16 protein-coding genes are annotated in these 18417 nt (G+C 33.2%); 7 read left to right on the top strand and 9 right to left on the bottom strand.

All coding sequences use genetic code 11. The annotated features are described in order from the left end of the window. Positions 1-7: 7 nt before the first annotated feature. From FUA22_RS10905 to FUA22_RS10915, 3 genes are read left to right on the top strand one after another with little or no spacing between them, the layout of a single operon-like run. A complete protein-coding gene (locus tag FUA22_RS10905; RefSeq protein ID WP_147768229.1) occupies positions 8-745 on the top strand; it encodes a lysophospholipid acyltransferase family protein in 738 nt (245 codons plus the stop codon). Between the two features lie 9 nt (positions 746-754). Beyond that, complete coding sequence (locus tag FUA22_RS10910) at positions 755-1744, top strand: acyl-ACP desaturase (protein WP_147768230.1); 990 nt, start codon at positions 755-757, stop codon at positions 1742-1744. A 9-nt stretch (positions 1745-1753) separates the two neighbouring features. Beyond that, the gene (locus FUA22_RS10915; RefSeq protein WP_147768232.1) at positions 1754-2407 is read left to right on the top strand and encodes an HD domain-containing protein; all 654 of its coding nucleotides are present in this window, start codon (positions 1754-1756) and stop codon (positions 2405-2407) included. On the opposite strand, the gene FUA22_RS18445 is transcribed toward FUA22_RS10915, so the two are convergent. Together FUA22_RS18445 and FUA22_RS10920 are read right to left on the bottom strand one after the other, a co-directional pair. After that, positions 2404-2577: a hypothetical protein gene (locus tag FUA22_RS18445; protein WP_170309897.1), complete on the bottom strand. Its 174-nt coding sequence runs from the start codon at positions 2575-2577 to the stop codon at positions 2404-2406. The genes FUA22_RS10915 and FUA22_RS18445 overlap by 4 nt on opposite strands. Positions 2578-2589: 12 nt before the next feature. Next, entirely contained in the window at positions 2590-3465 is an 876-nt protein-coding gene (locus FUA22_RS10920) for an AraC family transcriptional regulator (RefSeq protein ID WP_147768234.1), read from the bottom strand. 573 nt (positions 3466-4038) lie between these two features. Between FUA22_RS10920 and FUA22_RS10925 the strand changes: the two genes are divergently transcribed. Then, positions 4039-4635, top strand: a complete 597-nt coding sequence (locus FUA22_RS10925; protein WP_147768236.1) for a hypothetical protein — start codon at positions 4039-4041, stop codon at positions 4633-4635. 64 nt (positions 4636-4699) lie between these two features. Here FUA22_RS10925 and FUA22_RS10930 read toward each other — a convergent pair whose 3' ends face one another. Continuing rightward, positions 4700-5773, bottom strand: coding sequence for a PA0069 family radical SAM protein (locus FUA22_RS10930; protein WP_147768238.1), 1074 nt, complete (start codon positions 5771-5773; stop codon positions 4700-4702). Positions 5774-6024: 251 nt separating this feature from the next. Between FUA22_RS10930 and FUA22_RS10935 the strand changes: the two genes are divergently transcribed. Then, on the top strand, positions 6025-6939 hold the full coding sequence (locus FUA22_RS10935; RefSeq protein ID WP_147768240.1) for an alpha/beta hydrolase family protein: 915 nt from the start codon (positions 6025-6027) through the stop codon (positions 6937-6939). A gap of 165 nt (positions 6940-7104) precedes the next feature. Here FUA22_RS10935 and FUA22_RS10940 read toward each other — a convergent pair whose 3' ends face one another. The 6 genes from FUA22_RS10940 to FUA22_RS10965 form a co-directional block, all read right to left on the bottom strand. After that, a complete protein-coding gene (locus tag FUA22_RS10940) occupies positions 7105-7887 on the bottom strand; it encodes an enoyl-CoA hydratase/isomerase family protein (protein WP_147768242.1) in 783 nt (260 codons plus the stop codon). Positions 7888-7933: 46 nt separating this feature from the next. After that, positions 7934-9418, bottom strand: a complete 1485-nt coding sequence (locus FUA22_RS10945; RefSeq protein WP_147768244.1) for a sensor histidine kinase — start codon at positions 9416-9418, stop codon at positions 7934-7936. Between the two features lie 235 nt (positions 9419-9653). After that, complete coding sequence (locus FUA22_RS10950; protein ID WP_147768246.1) at positions 9654-10202, bottom strand: CopD family protein; 549 nt, start codon at positions 10200-10202, stop codon at positions 9654-9656. A 2-nt stretch (positions 10203-10204) separates the two neighbouring features. Then, the gene (locus tag FUA22_RS10955) at positions 10205-13300 is read right to left on the bottom strand and encodes a WD40/YVTN/BNR-like repeat-containing protein (protein ID WP_147768248.1); all 3096 of its coding nucleotides are present in this window, start codon (positions 13298-13300) and stop codon (positions 10205-10207) included. A 76-nt stretch (positions 13301-13376) separates the two neighbouring features. Next, positions 13377-14396 (bottom strand): ferrochelatase, encoded by a 1020-nt coding sequence (hemH, locus tag FUA22_RS10960; RefSeq protein ID WP_147768250.1) that lies wholly within the window; start codon positions 14394-14396, stop codon positions 13377-13379. 62 nt (positions 14397-14458) lie between these two features. After that, positions 14459-15355, bottom strand: coding sequence for an AraC family transcriptional regulator (locus tag FUA22_RS10965; protein ID WP_147768252.1), 897 nt, complete (start codon positions 15353-15355; stop codon positions 14459-14461). 190 nt (positions 15356-15545) lie between these two features. Here FUA22_RS10965 and hemA point away from each other — a divergent pair, with 190 nt between their 5' ends. After that, positions 15546-16805: a glutamyl-tRNA reductase gene (gene hemA / locus FUA22_RS10970; RefSeq protein ID WP_147768254.1), complete on the top strand. Its 1260-nt coding sequence runs from the start codon at positions 15546-15548 to the stop codon at positions 16803-16805. Continuing rightward, entirely contained in the window at positions 16798-18372 is a 1575-nt protein-coding gene (gene hemC, locus FUA22_RS10975; RefSeq protein ID WP_147768256.1) for a hydroxymethylbilane synthase, read from the top strand. The genes hemA and hemC overlap by 8 nt, the downstream gene beginning before the upstream one ends. Positions 18373-18417 lie beyond the last annotated feature (45 nt).

Consider the following 18417-nt stretch of genomic DNA (forward strand, 5'->3'; position numbering starts at 1 on the left):
TTTGGGCATGCTAAAATTATTATCATACCCCTTAAGCATAATTTATTATACTTGCTTTCTAATTTTATTAATATTTTTTCACCCCATTCAATGGTTTTGTTTTAATGTTTTTGGATATCAAGCTCATAAAAAGAGTGTTGATATTTTACAATTTTTTCTTGTTCATTGCACGAAATTATTAGGAACCAGAATTTCATTTAATAATGAACAAAATATACCCTTAAACACACCACTAATTATTGTTGCTAATCATCAAAGTATGTATGACATATCACCAATTATGTGGTATATGCGAAAACACCACACTAAGTTTATTAGTAAAATGGAATTAGGTAAAGGCATTCCTAGTGTATCCTATAATTTACGTCATGGTGGCTCCGTTTTAATAGATCGTAAAAACCCAAGACAGTCATTACCTGCTATCATGAAATTTGGAGAATATATTGAAGCTAATAAACGTGCAGCGGTAATTTTTCCTGAAGGTACACGAAGTAAAGATGGTACTCCTAAACCATTTCAAACTAAAGGATTGGAGATTTTATTAAAAAAAGCACCATCGTCTTTGGTGGTCCCAATTTCCATAAATAACTCCTGGAAAATGCAACGCTATGGTAAGTTCCCAATGGGAATTGGCAATCATATTTCATTTAAGGTTCATAAACCTTTAAAAGCTGCTTCATTTCCTAATAAAAAAGAATTAATAAATAGTGTTGAAACCACTATAAAAGAAAATATTCACTCATAAAATAAATAGATGTCGTTAAAAAATGTGCGTTTAGAAGTCATGCAGTACTTGGAAAAAGATGTAGACACCTTAATTGAAAAATATTTAATTCCTATTGAAAAAATCTGGCAACCAACAGATTTTCTTCCAAATTCTGAAGGTGATAATTTCTTTGAAGAAACCAGAGAAATAAGAGAACTTTCAAAAGAATTACCCTATGATTTTTGGGTGGTTTTAGTGGGTGATATGATTACAGAAGAAGCTTTACCTACCTACGAATCTTGGTTAATGGATGTGGAAGGTGTAAACCAAAGAGACAGAGAAAGTTCATGGTCTAAATGGGTGCGCCATTGGACCGCTGAAGAGAACAGACATGGTGATGTGTTAAATAAATACTTATACTTATCAGGAAGAGTAAACATGCGAGAAATTGAGAAAACTACACAATATTTAATTGCAGATGGTTTTGATATTGGTACAGACAGGGACCCGTATAAGAATTTTGTTTACACCAGTTTTCAAGAATTGGCCACTTATATTTCACATAACAGAGTTGCCAAAATTGCGAGAGAAAAGGGTAATAAGCAACTATCTAAAATGTGTAGAATTATTTCTGGTGATGAAATGCGACACCACAATGCTTATTCAGAATTTGTAGAACGTATTTTTAAGGTAGATCCCAGCCAAATGATGATGGCATTTCATTATATGATGAAGCAAAAAATAACTATGCCTGCTCATTTTTTAAGAGAATCTGGTGATAAAATAAGTACTGCTTTTGAAGAATTTTCTAATACAGCACAACGCATAGGTGTTTACACCTCTAGAGATTATGTTGATATTTTACAAAAATTGATTGAGCGCTGGGAATTAGACAAGGTTACCAATCTTACTGATGAAGCAGAAAAAGCACGTGACTACTTGATGAAATTACCAAATAGAATGTTACGTTTAGCGGACAGAATTAAAATTCCTGAAAACTCATTTGAATTTAAATGGGTTGAGCCTGCAAGAGTATAGTAATAAAAAATGTCTCAAAAAGAAATTATAAATAAAACTAAAGATTTTGTAAAAGAAACGCTTTCTGATGCGGAAGGTGGTCATGACTGGTTTCACACCTTGAGAGTTTATAATAACGCGCTATTAATAGCGAAAAGTGAAAGTGTTGATGGTTTTGTAGTGTCTTTAGGCGCTTTGTTGCACGATATAGCCGATAGTAAGTTTCATAATGGTGATGAAACCATTGGGCCAAATATAGCTCGAGAATTTTTGTTCAAGTTGAACGTAGACTCTGTTATAATAGAACACGTAGTTAATATAATTGAAAATATTTCTTTTAAAGGAGGAAATGAAACTCAGAAATTCAAATCGCCTGAATTAGACGTTATTCAAGATGCTGATAGATTAGACGCTATAGGCGCCATAGGTATTGCTCGTTGTTTTAATTACGGTGGATTTAAAAATAGAGCACTTTATAATCCAGATATTGAACCTAACCTCAACATGACTAAAGCGGAATATAAAGCTTCTAATGCTCCAACAATTAATCATTTTTACGAAAAGTTACTGCTACTAAAAGACCTTATGAATACAATTACAGGTAAAAGATTAGCAGAAAACAGACATGCATTTATGGAAGAATACTTAAACCAGTTTTATAATGAGTGGAATGGTAAACTCTAATCTCCCTTAGCAATCTGTAAAGCTGTAATTTTATATTCTAAAATTGCCATTTCTTCTCCGTACTCAATTATTTCTTCTGCAGAAAGGTTATTGCTTCTATTTACCAAATCTAGTATGTCTTTTCTCTTCACAAAATAGTATTGTAAAGTTTCATCAATTTTATCGTCCATAAATAACAGCAATTATTGTATAATTTGTTTTATTTCTTTTCTATACTGTGAGGCACTTTGCCCAATAACATCATTAAATTGTTTATTGAAATGTGAGAAGTTATTAAACCCGCATTCAAAACAAACATCAGCAATACTCATCTGGCTCTCATTAAGTAGCTTGGTAGCGTGTACAATTCTAATTTCATTCACCACCTGCGTAAATGTTTTCCCGGTGGTCTTTTTAAAATATCTACAAAATGCCGGTACCGTCATACTTACCTTATCTGCAATTTCTTCTAGGGCAATATGCTCTCTAAAATTAGCATTCACATATTTGTAAATAGTTTTAATTTTATCAGTATCCTGAGGTTCTGCTTCAAAAACAAATCCATCTGCATTTAATATGGTATAGTCTTCTGTTGTTGCTAAATATTGCAAAATATCTAACAATTTTAAAATTCTCTCAAAACCATTATAGTTTTGTAAATCTTCAATTTTAGACCCTACAAAATCTTTTGTTTCTCTACCAAACTTAATTCCGCTTTTAGCCTTTTCGAACAGCGTACCAATTGCGTGCGCTTCTGGTACACCATTAAAAAAATCTTCACCTAAAAAATCTGGTCTAAATTGTATAGTGGTTTCAATACCTGCTGCGGTTAATCTATCTGTAAAGCCATTATGAGGTAGATTAGAACCTAATAATATTAACTGACTATTATTAAAATAAGATAAGTGGTTACCTATATGCGTTTTTCCATAGCCTCTATTAACATATATCAGTTCTATTTCTGGATGGAAATGCCAAAACATTTCGCTCCTATCTTGCTTATCATCATGTTGTTTCACCAATATGGAATTACCAAACGTGGGAGACAACTTTTTAAATGTAGGTTTCTTAGTTATCATTGTGGGTAATCTTTAAGTGCAAACTTACAATATATTATGCGTACATTATATATTTTTTTAACCCAAACGTATGTTAAATTAACTTAACACTCATTTAACATTTGTTTAACGGTTAATATAGCATATAAAATGGCTAAAATTGATGTTTTCTGCCCCGTAAATGTCTCATATCTTTGTACTGTTAGTTTTAAATAAATTTTGAAAACAATTTTAAAGATGAGATAAGAATTTATTTCATTTGAATTCAAAATAAAATATTTCATAGTATACATTAATAATTTAGTTTAATGTCTTATTTAGTTTAGTTGGTAAAGTGGGCTGTGGTGGCCCACTTTTTTTTGCTTTAAAACCACCTTTAATTATTTTATAATACCATACAATTATTACTACTTCAAAAAATTGTCGCTTCTATAAGAATATGTGTTATTAGCCGTTTTATATGCTATTTTAACTTAACATAAGCATAACATTAATTTAACTGGTAATTTAGAACATATATTGGTCAATTTGAATGTTTTTCACATTGTAAAACCACCATACATTTGTAGTATAAAACGTTAAAAAAACCAAATCATGAAAAACGTATTATCAAACACTAAAAAAGTAATCTTAATGGTAGCAATGATGGCTACGGTTACGGGTTACGCAAACGAGATTTCTTTAATTAAATATGGAAGAGGTCTTAGATCAACAGCAGTAACAATTGCTAATGTAAAAGAAGGTAACCTACTTTCCATTAAAGATGGTTACGGTATTACTCTATATAAAGAAATTATTGACCAGACAGGTATATATAGTAAAGGTTTTGATTTAACCGATTTACCTAATGGAAACTATTTCTTTGAATTAGAGAAGGATATGGAAATTAAATCTATTCCTTTTACTGTAAAATCTAACGAAGTTACCTTCAACAAAGAAAAAGAAACTACCATTTTTAAACCTTTTGTTAGGGAAAAAGATGACTTAGTTTATATCACGAAACTTGCTGCAAACAAGGAGCCATTAAAACTGAGTGTTTATGGTCTTAATGATGGTTCTTCAAGATTACTGTACACTGAAACCATTGAAGGTGTTCAATCTATTGAAAAAGCATTCAAGCTTGAAGATGGTAGGTACAAAATAGTTTTTGCCTCAAATAATAGAGAGTTTACCAAATACATTAATAAATAGTTTATTATTAATTCTTATTTAGTTTAGTTTTGCTAGAAGCGGGCCAATTGGCCCGCTTTTCTTTTTAGAACAACTTTAATTGCCCATTTTTATATGGTTCATGCAAATCACAATTAAGTTTGGGCATACCTATGTCTTTAAAATATCTCTGTCTAGCCAAACGAACTAGGTTAGTTATCTGTTCTGCAATTTTACCCTCACCACGCATTCTGGCACCATAACGGGAATCATTCAAGTTTCCTCCATGGCAATTTTCTATTTGATGCAACACTTTATTGGCTCTATCAGGCATTGTTTTTTCTATCCAATCGGTAAAAATTTCGCCTATAGCGCCATTAAGTCTTACAATGGTGTGCCCAATTGAGCTAGCTCCATTTTCAGAAGCCGCTTTTGCTAAAGGTAGAATTTCATGACTATTGATTGAAGGAATTATTGGTGCCATCATTACATTAACAGGAACATTATTATCTGTTAGAGTTTTAACCGTATCTAGTCGTCTTTTTATAGTTGCGGTTCTTGGTTCTAAAATACGCCTTGTCTTCTCCGATAACGAGGTTATAGACAGGCTAACAATAATCAAATTATACTTGGCTAGCTCTTTTAAAATATCCAAATCACGTAAAATCAAAGCATTTTTTGTTATAATACCAACAGGGTGCTTATACTTTAAAAACACCTCTAAGCACTGTTTGGTTATTTTATAAATCTGTTCAGCTGGCTGATAGCAATCTGTATTCCCAGACATCACTATAGGATAGGCTTTCCAACTTTTCTTTTTAATAAAATCTTCCAATAATTTTGGAGCATCTTTTTTTACCAAAATCCGTCGTTCAAAGTCCAATCCTGGGCTGTATCCCCAATATTCATGGGTGTTTCTGGCATAACAATAAATGCATCCGTGTTCACAACCTTGGTAGGCATTCATACTGTACATCATGCCTACATCAGGGCTCTTTATCTTATTCACAATTGTTTTTGGAAACACCTCCAAATACTGGGTTTTCTTTTTATCGGGGTTTTCACCTTCTTTATTACAAAATTCAAGGAAATCATCGCGTATTTCGTGGCTAAATTCGAAGAAACGGTTAGGGACATTTAGCTGTGCGCCACGTCCTTTTAAAACAGACTTGGGGTTCATAATAATAAAAATTAAAGATGTGAAGGAGAATACCTGGCACTTTAAAATTACATATTATTTAAACCTAAAAATGTTAAAGTCAAACCGGGTTATTAACAACTTGATTTTTTACGGAAAATAGGCTAACTTCGTTTAACAGGCAATAAAGCTTATTAAAACCGCACTTTATCTTTGCATTAGGAGCAACTTCAAATGAGACCTTGAATTCAGTAGGCAGAAGAATTATGATGAACACTTAAACATATATAAAAATGAAAAAGAGAAAGGTAATACTAATAGCTGTTTTAATTTTTGTTTTATTCCTCGTGCTGCCTTTGATTTTCAACAAAAAAGGACCACGCCATTTTACGACACCCAGTTTATCTGATATTGATTATTCTGAAGTGTTTTTTACAAATGACACAGATAATCTTAAACTAGCTGGCATGCTAATGATACCTAAAGGCGATGGACCATTTCCAACAGTTGTAATAATTCAGGGTTCAGGACCTAGTTTTAGAGACAATGGGTGGAATTTAGCTATCGTAAAATATCTTCAGGATAATGGCATTGCCGTTTTAATTCCTGACAAGAGGGGTAGTGAAAAATCGGAAGGAGAATGGATTGGGGCAAGTTTCGACGAACTAGCAAACGACGCTATTGCTGGAACAGAGTTTATAAAATCACAAGATCAATTTGAATACTCTTATATTGGAATTGTCGGTATGAGCCAAGGTGGTTGGATTGCTCCTGTTGCTGAAAATAAGTCAGCAGATGTTTCATTCATTGCAAGTTTATCTGGTGCTACAGTTAATGCTTACGAACAATTACTGCATGAAGAGATCCATAATATTTCAAAATACACTTATCCATTTATTGCTAAAATGATTGCTCCAATTACTACAAATAGATTGCAAAAAATGGAGTATCTCAGTTCATATGCGGATTTTGATCCGATTCCTTACTTAAAAAAAGTAGATGTACCGGTTCATTTTGCATTTGGTGAAGGGGATAAATATATACCCGTTAGAGCATGTATTGAACGCCTAGAAGAATACGGTTTGAATGACTTTAAAACAAGTGTATATCCAAATGGAGGACATGCGCTTATTGACATTGAATCAAGTACAGTAAGTAAGAAGTGTATGAATGATTTAGTTACATTTATCAAAGGAATTGAAAACTGAATCATTTCTGTAAATAGACAATTAAGAACCTAAAAAAACTCATAACATTTTGTATTAGAAATGGCAGGCAATCTGCTCAATATCATGGTTTCTTTCCCCGTTCAAACCACTTTGCAATTTAATAGAAAAGTACCCCGAAATTTATTGTAAACGAAACCATAAATATTATCTCCCAGGAAAATCAGCTTTTCGTTTTTCTAAAAATGCAGAAGTTCCTTCAGCAAAATCTTCGGTTCCAAAACTTTTGCCAAATTCTTTAATTTCAACTTCAAAACCATTAACACATTCTTGAAAATTAGCATTTACTGCTTTAATAGCTGCCCCAATGGCAACTGATGAATTCTGACTAATTTTACCTGCAATTTTTTCGCAAAGCGATAATAATTCATCTTGCGAAGTCACATGATTTACCAAACCGTTACTTAAGGCTTTGTTGGCATCAATCATACCAGCGGTCATAATCATTTCCATAGCACGTCCTTTACCAACTAATTGGGTTAATCGTTGTGTACCTCCATATCCCGGAATAACTCCTAGAGACACTTCTGGCAAGCCCATTCTTGCATTATCACTTGCTACTCTAAAATGGCAAGCCATTGCTAATTCTAGCCCACCACCAAGGGCAAAACCGTTTACCGCAGCTATAACTGGAGTTGATAGATTCTCTACAAAATCAAAAAGTACTTTTTGCCCGTTAGCTGCCAAATATTCGCCTTCTTCCATACTGTAATCTGCAAACTCACTAATATCTGCACCTGCTACAAAGGCTTTTTCTCCGCTTCCCGTTATAATAATGACTTTGGTGTATTCGTCTAAATCCGCATCTTTAAATGCTTGATGCAACTCATTAATAGTTTCTTGATTTAAAGCGTTTAATTTCTTTGGACGATTGATAATAATGGTTGTAATACCATCTTTAAAGTCTGTGAGTATATTATTGAAGTCCATAACTTATTAAGATTGAGATTATGAAATTTCCGCTTTCGCAGGAAAATTATTCCTTCGGAAACGTAACTTTAAACGTTGTTCCCTTGTCTTTAATAGATTCAAAAGTAATAGTACCATTGTAAGTGTCTACAATATTTTTAACCATAGCCAAACCTAGCCCCATACCACTGGTTTTAGTTGTAAACTTAGGTTCAAATACTTTGTCTTTATTTTCTTCTGAAACACCGGAGCCATTATCCGCAACTGTTAAAACCACATTATCATCTTTAGTTGTAACGTGAATTGCAATTGTTGGCGGTTGATTATCTGGCATTGCCTGAATACCATTTTTCACCAAATTAGTTACCACCCTTATTAATTGGGTTCTATCAAATTTAGCTATAATTTCCTCGTAATCTGCCGTGAAAACAATGTAATCTTCATTAAAAATATCTAATGCCAATTTCACAATTTTTACCACATTAAGTGTTTCATTTTGTTGCGCCGGCATTTTTGCAAAGTTAGAAAATGCCGATGCTATAGAGCTCATTGTGTCTATTTGCTGAATTAAAGTTTTAGTGTATTCATCCAACTTTAAATGGATGTTTTCATCTTCCGGATCAAATTTTCTTTGGAAGTTCTGAACCGTTAATCGCATTGGTGTTAGCGGGTTCTTAATTTCGTGTGCTACCTGTTTTGCCATTTCTCTCCAGGCTTGTTCGCGCTCGCTTCTTGCTAATTGCACCGCACTTTCTTCAAGTTCGTCAATCATACTATTATACGCGTTTACAAGAATGGAAATTTCATCACTGGTATCATCTATTTCAATCTTTTTATTTCGTTTTTCCAATCGGGTTGAAATAATTTTATCAGAAATAGTTTTTAAAGATTGCGTCATGAATTTAGACAATAAAAACGCAATAGCTATAGCAGTTAAAAGCACCAGCATAAAAGCAAAACCAATACGTTTTAAGAACTCCATTAGCTCCATCTCAAGAAAGTCCCCTTTTTCTAAATATGGTAAATTCAAAATGGCCAATGGTTTGGACTTTTTATCTAGAAGAAACGTATAAGACGATTGAAACGTTTCTCCATTTTCCTTAAGCTTATGTACGTATCTATGTTCGGCATTGTTTGAAATACTACTAAGTTGAACGGTATTATAAATAGTATTTAATATTTCGGCATCTAAACATTGTTCTGCTACATTTTTTAACAATCCTGCTTTTGAAGACAACAGTAAATTACCTTCTAAATCATAAAGGTTAATTTGCAGCCTATGAATGTTAGCTACATTATAAATTTCGTCTTTAAATATGAGCGGAAGATTCTCTGTTTTGATTTCCCAAGTGTTATACCTGCCATTTAAAAAACGCTTAAGATGCGTTTGAATGTTCTTTTCTTTACGCTCTAATCTACTGGAATGGTAATCTGAACTTTGCTCTTTATACTGGTAAATAGCTACAGCAGAAATAAGTACTGATGCCATAAGCACCAACAATATCATTGCTAAAAAAATACGAGTACGAAAGGAGAGCTTTTTTAAGTTCATTTGCTATTTAATTCTTACAACCGCAAGAATGATGATTTCAACAGAAGCCTCAAGTGTGAATTTATTGAAGCATCCTTTTTTTAATGCATTAAATATAGCAATTATCGCACCAAACAGCCTAAGGCCGCTTTAAAAAAAGCAACTACCATTTGTTTTAAGGGTTGGCAATTATTGGAGCTCCTTGAAAAGAGTGACTTGTGAAAACGCGACTCACTTGAGTACTACCCACATGCTTTTAAGCATCAGGGTTTTTCTCTCGAAAATTCTTATACGCCTTAAACCCGAGCATAATTAAAATAACTAAAACGACCATGCCAATAATACCCCAGATCCAATTGATACCACTTTTTAAAACCACTAAAAAGATAACTGCAAACAGGATGAATGTAGCGCCCTCATTCCAAATACGCATGAAACTTGACGTTTTTTTACAAGTATCGTTCTGTAGTTGTATGTAGTATTTGTGAGTTAAGAAGTGATAAATAAACAATAGCAAAATAAAACCTAACTTAACCTGCATCCAAGATTGGTATAATAAACTTGGATTTAAAATTAGTAACACAATGGCAAATAAAGTGCATAAAATTGCCGATGGCCAAGTGATAATGAACCACAAGCGTTTGGACATAATTTTGAGTTGCTTGCCTAAAATATCCTTTTCGGGTGATGGTTTATGGAAAGCTTCTATTTGATAAACAAAAAGCCTTGGGATATAAAATAAACCGGCAAACCAAGTAATTACAAAAATGAGATGAAAGGCCTTTAGGTAAAAATAGTAGTCCATGATTAATCTTCAATAAATAAATAATTTAAGCTTTTACTGTTAAATGCATTATTAAAAGCCTTTATTTGATTACTTACTAATTCATTAAAAGTCTCTATTTGATTGTTTATTTGTTTGGTAAGATGATCTTTTACAGCAACATCCTGATTTGTAGGTGCAAAATCACCAAAACGCACCAGTGAATTCAAATGTCCTAGCTTATTAGTTAAACGAATTGGAAAATTTAAAGGATCTTGAATACTTCTATTTTTAGTTTGATATAGCGCCTCTTCTATTTTTGTGAATTCTTTTTTAAGTTCTTTTGCCTTATCAACAAGTTCTTTTACAGTTTCATCATTTTTATACTGAGATTCAAATGCACCTAATTGTTTATTAATATTTCTAATTTTTTTTATAGTATTATGAGCATTATTTATGGTTTTGTTTACATCAACAATAAAATCGAATTGCTTTTTAAGATCTTCCTCACTACCTTCTGCTCTAGGGTCTGCCAATATTCTAAAAGGTTGTGAGGTGCTTTGTCCATTAACATTTAGCACTACTTTGTAAGTTCCAGGAATGGCCTTTGGCCCATTCAAATTTGTTCCCCACAAAATCATGCCATCAACTTTTTCAGCACCTTCATAAGCCATATTCCAAACAAACTGATTGGCTCCTTTTTTTACCTCTAATTTATCTTTCTTTTTGTTTTTGGTACTAAATGTTATTATAGAATCTCCTTTAATATCAAAATATGTCAATGAAACAGTGTCTTTCTCTTTGTCAAAGTCTTTGACATTAAAATAGGTGATGACACCATTTGGTAAATTGGTACCCGTTACTTTACTGCCTTTATTTGAGCTTCCTCCCATTCTATAAGAATCTTTAGGCTGAAACAAAACATTTCCGCTTAAATCTGAATCATACAACTGATGAATTAATGTTAAATCATCCAGCATCCATAAACTTCGTCCTTGTGTTGCAACAATTAAACTATTATCCTTAATGGTTAAATCTGTTATAGGAACTACAGGTAAGTTTAACTGAAATGATTTCCAGTTTTTCCCGTCATCAAAAGAAATATACATTCCTGTTTCCGTACCAGCATAAAGAAGCCCCTTATGTTCTGGATCTTCTCTAAGCACCCTTGTAAAGTGTTCTTGATTTATACCATTAGTAATCTTAGTCCAAGATTTACCATAGTTAGTGGTTTTATATAAATAGGGTGTAAAATCGCCTGTTTTATATTTGGTTCCAGCTACATAACAAGTTCCTTCATCATATACACTTGGTTCAATACTATTAATCATCATCAATTCAGGCATACCTTTTGGGGTTACATTTCCCCATGTATCTCCTCCGTTTTGTGTAATATGAATTAACCCATCATCAGTACCAACCCAAATTAATCCTTCTTTTAAGGCCGATTCTTGAGCTGCGAAAATGGTGCAATAGTATTCTACTGCAGTATTATCTTTGGTAATTGGACCTCCTGAAGATTTCAACTTGTCTGGATCATTTGTCGTCAAATCAGGGCTAATAATTTTCCATGACTGCCCTTCATTTTCAGATACATGAACATGCTGCGAAAATGTATATAATCTATCGGGATTGTGTTCTGAAAATATAATAGGAAAATTCCATTGGAATCTATATTTCATACCTTCAGCACCATGACCTAAAGGGTTATCTGGCCATACATTAATGGCTCTTACCGTATTTCTTTTGTGATTTACCCGTGTTAAAAACCCACCGTAACTACCACCGTAAACTATATCATTATCTTCTGGATCTACAGCTATATGGGCCGATTCTCCTCCTGCCGTTCTTTCCCAATCAGTTTCATCAATATTTCTTCCATCTGTACGATGTGGAATTCTTATAGTGGTATTGTCTTGTTGGGCAACATAAATTCTATAAGGAAAATGATTATCTGTAGTCACACGATAAAACTGTGATGTGGGTTGATTATAATATGTACTCCATGTTTCACCTCCATCATAAGTTACTTGTGCTCCTCCGTCATCACCAATAATCATTCTACTTGGGTTTTCAGGAGCTATCCATAAATCATGATGATCTCCATGAGGTGCTACGTGCGTGCTAAATGTTTTCCCTCCATTAGTACTTTTATGATATCTAACATTTAAAACATAGACTACATCAATATTTTTAGTGTCTGCATAAACTCTAGTATAATACCATGCTCTTTGCCTTAGTTTACGTTCGCTATTTACCTGTTCCCATGTTTTCCCTCCATCATCACTACGATATAGACCTCCTTTATCCTTATTCTCAACCATAGCCCATACTCTCTGATTGTTTACAGGGGAAACTGTAACACCTATAATTCCTAAAATACCTTTTGGAAATCCCTCATTTACAGATACTTCTTCCCATGTATTTCCGCTATCAGTACTTTTCCAAAGCGCTGAACCTTCACCACCTGAACTTAAACTATAGGGCGTTCTTTTAACTCTCCATGTAGATGCATACAAAATACGTGGGTTGGTTGGGTCCATGATTAAATCAACAACCCCTGCGTGCTCATTTGAAAACAAAATTTTATTCCAGGTATTACCCCCATCAATTGATTTATAAACACCTCTGTCTTGAGTTGGTTTATAAATATTACCTAGAACCCCCGCGTATACAATATCAGGATTTGTTGGGTGAATAGCTATTCTTGGCACATGCCTTGAGTTTTTTAAACCAGATGCTTTCCATGTTTTACCTGCATCAACGGATTTCCAGATACCATAACCTGAAGACACATTACCCCTAACTGTTTTTTCTCCTCCCCCAACATACATAACATTGGGGTCTGATTTGGATACTGAAATAGCACCAATACTTCCTCCAAAAAACCCGTCAGAGATGTTTTCCCATTCACGTCCACCATTGGTGGTTTTCCAAATACCTCCACCAGTTGCTCCAAAATAATATAGGTTTGGCTTATTGGGCACTCCAGTTACGGCAGCACTTCTGCCTCCTCTAAAAGGGCCCAATAATCTATATTCTAAAGAAGAGTAAGCTTCTTCGTTGAAATTTTGAGCATACATTTGAAACGTCTCTCCTATAAATAGAAAAAACAATAAAGTAATAATAGAAAATCGCATATTGGAATTTGGCTTGGTTATAGAACAATAAAAATAAGGATTAAAATTCACAGTTGAAACTCCTTATGTTTCATGTTTATTTTTTATGCCATTGTGTAATCCAATTAGATAATAAATTCACAAAATCATCATCATCATTTAAGCATGGAATAGTTGTAAAATCATTGCCTCCCATTTCATGGAATATTTCTTGACCTTCCATTGCAATTTCTTCCAAGGTCTCTAAACAATCACTAACAAATGCAGGAGTTACAATAGCCATATTTTTTACACCTTCTTTACCTAAACGTTCAATGGTTCTGTCTGTATATGGCTGTAACCATGGGTCGAATCCTAAACGCGATTGAAAAGAAGTTGAATAGGTTCCTTCTCCAAGCTGTAGTTTTTCGGCAACCAATCTAGTAACTTCCAGACATTGATGTCTGTAACAAAACTCGTGCGCTTTACTAGGTGTTGCACAACAACTTCTATCAATTTTGCAATGAGATTTTGTAATATCACTTTTACGGATATGTCGCTCAGGTACTCCATGATATGAAAACAATAAATGCTCCTGATTCTTTCCCTCTAAATGAAGTTTGATAGAATTTGAAAGTACTTCAATATAATCTGCTTTATTATAAAATGCTGGAACAGATTCTAATTTTAAATTGGGAAAGTGCATATCACGTAACTCCTCAGCCTTAACCAAAATGGTTTCGGTAGTTGCCATTGCAAACTGTGGATATAGAGGAAACAATAATACTTCCTCAACACCTTTATCTACTAATTCTTGCAAGCCCTTTTCAATGGTCATGCTACCATAGCGCATTGCCAAGCCTACAGGAATATCTACTTGCTTTTGAATTTTATTTTGAAGTCGTTCAGAAATAACAATTAAAGGAGAGCCTTCCTCCCACCAAATCTTCTTGTAAGCTGCAGCCGATGCCTTAGGTCTAGTTTTTAAAATAATACCCCTTACCAGTAAAGCTCTGGCTGCGTAAGGAATATCTATAACACGTTCATCCATTAAGAACTCACCTAAATACTTTTTTACGTCTTTAGGTTCTGGGCTATCTGGTGAGCCTAAGTTTACAAGTAAAACACCTCTTTTCATACATGATATTTGAAGCACAAAAATACAATTGATTTTTAATTTTAGCTTTTAAAACTAATATATTAACTCAAAGACATAATATATTTTTTGGGAGTAGTACCGTATTTCTTTTTAAAGGCTGCAATAAAATGACTTGATGTACTGTAACCAACTTTATGGCCCACTTCGTTAACATTATCTTCGCCCGCTTCTAAAAGTTTTCTGGCAACTTCCATTTTATAATCGAATAAAAAACTAAAAACTGAATCACCATAAATTTGCTTAAAGCCTTCTTTAAGTTTCTTTAAGCTTAAACCTATTTCATCAGCTAATTCTTGTAAACTTGGTGGTTCAGCCATTCGCGCCACAATAATATCTTTGGCATTTTTAATTTTAATCACATTAGCTTCATCAACTAAAAACGGACATTGTTCAATATCAGCATCTTCACTTCTATTAAAATACAAACTCAACAATTCATAGGTTTTTCCTTTAAAATAAATATCTTTTATAGAACTATTTAAATTGTAATTAATTAACTGATTCAACACAATAGCCATGGAAGGCGAAATCACACCGTCTTTATAATATTTTTTATCCTTATTTTCATCATTTAAAAATGAAATATGGTCAGCCTCTGAAGAAAACAAACCATGAAATTTTTGAATAGATATTAATATTGATACAATCCAAGAATTAGGTTCTACCTGAAGGTTTATTGGTAATTCTCGCTGTGGGTTGTATAGTAATAACGAGTTTTCTTCATGAATATCTAGAGCATATCGCCCTTGGTTGAATATAAATTTAGTATCTCCTTTTACACAAAAATGAAATTGAATGTAAGAGCTATCTATATCTTTAGCAGCACTTTGTGCGATATTTTCATCATTTTTAAAAGTTAAAACCCAAACTCCTTCATCCACCTTAATCTCTTCAAAAGTACTTTGAGCGACATTTTTTGCGTTAATTTCTTTATTCATTTACAATGTTATTTAGATTCATTCTACATTGCAGCACACAAAACTGCTGAATTCCCTGCTAAAATATGACATTTATCATATTTTTTTACAAATCTTCTCGAAAAAACCTGAAACGACACTAAAAGTTCTTTGAGCGTTATTTTTTTTTGAGTGATGCTTCTATTTTTGTTCCGTATTATCAGGTATAAGCATGCACAAGTATAACATTTCTAGAAGTAAAAACTTTTATGCCATTGGTTTAAGTTACAAAAAAGCCGATGCCGAAATACGTGGTCATTTTAGTTTGGGTGATGATGCAAAAAAGGCATTATTAGAACAGGCCAAAGAGAACCATATTGAAAGTTTAGTAGTAACATCTACTTGTAACAGAACCGAAATTTATGGTTTTGCAGAACACCCTTTTCAACTTATTAAATTACTTTGTGATAATACTAATGGTACAGTTGATCAGTTTCAAAAGGTGGCTTATGTTCATAAGAATAAAGGTGCTATCAATCATATGTTTAGAGTAGGTTCAGGTTTAGATAGCCAGATATTAGGTGATTTCGAAATTATCAGTCAGCTAAAATCTAGCGCTATTTTATCTAAAAAGAATGATTTACTCAATCCTTTTATAGAGCGTTTAGTCAATGCCGTTATTCAAGCAAGTAAACGTATAAAAACTGAAACGGAAATATCGTCTGGTGCAACATCAGTTTCTTTTGCTTCTGTACAATATATCTTAAGAACCATAAAAGATGTTTCTAACAAAAATATTTTGTTGTTTGGAACAGGTAAAATAGGTAGAAATACATGTGAAAACTTGGTGAAACATACCAAGAATGATCACATTACTCTAATCAATAGAACAAAAGACAAAGCAGAGAAAATAGCAGGTAAATTCAATTTAGTAGTAAAAGATTATGCGAATTTACAAGAAGAAATTAGTCATTCAGATATTCTTATCGTTGCTACTGGTGCACACCGCCCTACTATTGACAAACATATTATTCAGTCTAAAAAACCATTGTTGATTTTAGACTTATCTATTCCTAAAAATGTTGATGAAAATGTAAAAGAATTAGACAATGTTTGTTTGGTTCACCTAGATTATTTATCTCAAATTACAGATGAGACTTTAGAAAAACGCAAAGAGCATATTCCGCATGCCGAAGCTATTATTCAAGAAGTTAACGATGAATTCAATAGTTGGTTAGAAACTAGAAAATTTGCTCCTACTATAAAAGCACTAAAACATAAACTTGCCGATTTTGCAACCGCAGAATTAGATACCCAACGTAAAAAATTATCAGACTTTAATGAACAGCAAGCAGAATTAATTAGTAAAAATATTGTTCAGAAAATTACCAATCATTTCGCGCATCATTTAAAAGACGATAATAGTTCTACAGACGACAGTCTAGAACTGATAAAAAAAGTATTTCAGCTAGAAGAATCCCAAAATGTCTAAAACCATAAAAATTGGTACGCGCGATAGTGAATTAGCACTATGGCAGGCTAAAACCGTACAACAACAACTTGAAAATTTAGGTTACAAAGCAGAATTAGTTCCAGTAAAATCTACAGGAGATATTGTATTAGATAAACCACTTTACGAGTTAGGTATTACTGGTATTTTTACAAGAACTCTAGATGTAGCTTTGTTAAATCATGATGTAGATATTGCTGTACATTCTTTAAAAGATGTACCCACTATACTACCAAAAGGGATTGAACAAATTGCTGTTTTAAAACGAGGCAATGTAAACGACACTCTTGTTTTTAATGATAACGAAGAGTTCCTAGGAGCTAGAGAAGCCGTGGTTGCTACCGGAAGTTTACGTAGGCGCGCCCAATGGCTTAATCGTTACCCAACACATACCATTGTAGACTTGCGTGGTAACGTGAATTCACGTTTACAAAAGTTAAAAGATAATGACTGGAACGGAGCAATTTTTGCTGCTGCCGGCATTGGTAGAATTGGTATTAGACCAGAAGACTCCATAAATTTAAGTTGGATGATTCCTGCACCAGCACAAGGTGCAATTATGATAGCAGCTTTAGGTGAAAATGATTTTGCTATTGAAGCTTGTTCTCAATTAAATCATGAAGAAACTGAAATTTGTACATCTATTGAACGTGAGTTTTTAAATAAACTTGAAGGTGGTTGTACCGCACCAATTGGAGCACTTGCTTTTATCAAAAATGAAGAAGTAAACTTTAAAGGCGTTCTTTTAAGTAAAGATGGTTCTAAGAAAATTGAAGTTTCCAAAACTGAAGCTTTAGGGAAACACGATGATATTGCAGATTTTTGTGCAAATTATATTATTGATCGCGGTGGAAAACGATTAATGGATGATGTTAAAAACGAATCCAAAACAACTAATGTTTATTCTACAAAATCGCTAACAGAAGATCAACGTCTTTTGTTTCATGAAAAAGTAACTGCTAAAAGTTCAGATTTTATTAAAACAAATCCGAATAGAATTCAAAAGCATATCGTTAAAAACGAAATTAGAAATGTAATCATAACAAGTAAAAATGCAGTTGATGCCTTACTTACTAATTTTTCGGCAGACGAATTGCAATTCAAAAATATTTATTGTGTTGGCAGACGCACCAAACGTTTAGTGGAAAACCGAATTGGAAAAGTGACTCATTCTGAAAAAAATGCTAAAGCTCTAGCTAATTATTTAGTGGAGTTTATGGAAGGAACCGCGGTTACTTTCTTTTGTAGCAATTTAAGGTTGGATGATTTACCCAATATTCTTGAAGAAAATAATATTGTTGTTAATGAGGTTGAAGCATATGAGACCAAATTTGATGGCGTTTCATTAGATGATTCTGTTGAAAGCGTTATGTTTTATAGTCCGTCAACCGTCCAAAGTTTCAAGCAAAAAAACGATAAAGAAGTTATTGCATTTTGTATTGGAGAAACAACCGCTACTGAAGCTAGAAAACGCTTTAAAGATGTTAGAGTAGCTAAAGTTCCAACAGTAGAAAGTGTAATAGAATTAGTAAACGCACATTATATATAATAGTTTCTGGCTACTGGTTTTTGGTTCTTTAATATGCCAACAACC

It is taken from the genome of Seonamhaeicola maritimus, assembly GCF_008056315.1.
GTDB lineage: Bacteria > Bacteroidota > Bacteroidia > Flavobacteriales > Flavobacteriaceae > Seonamhaeicola > Seonamhaeicola maritimus.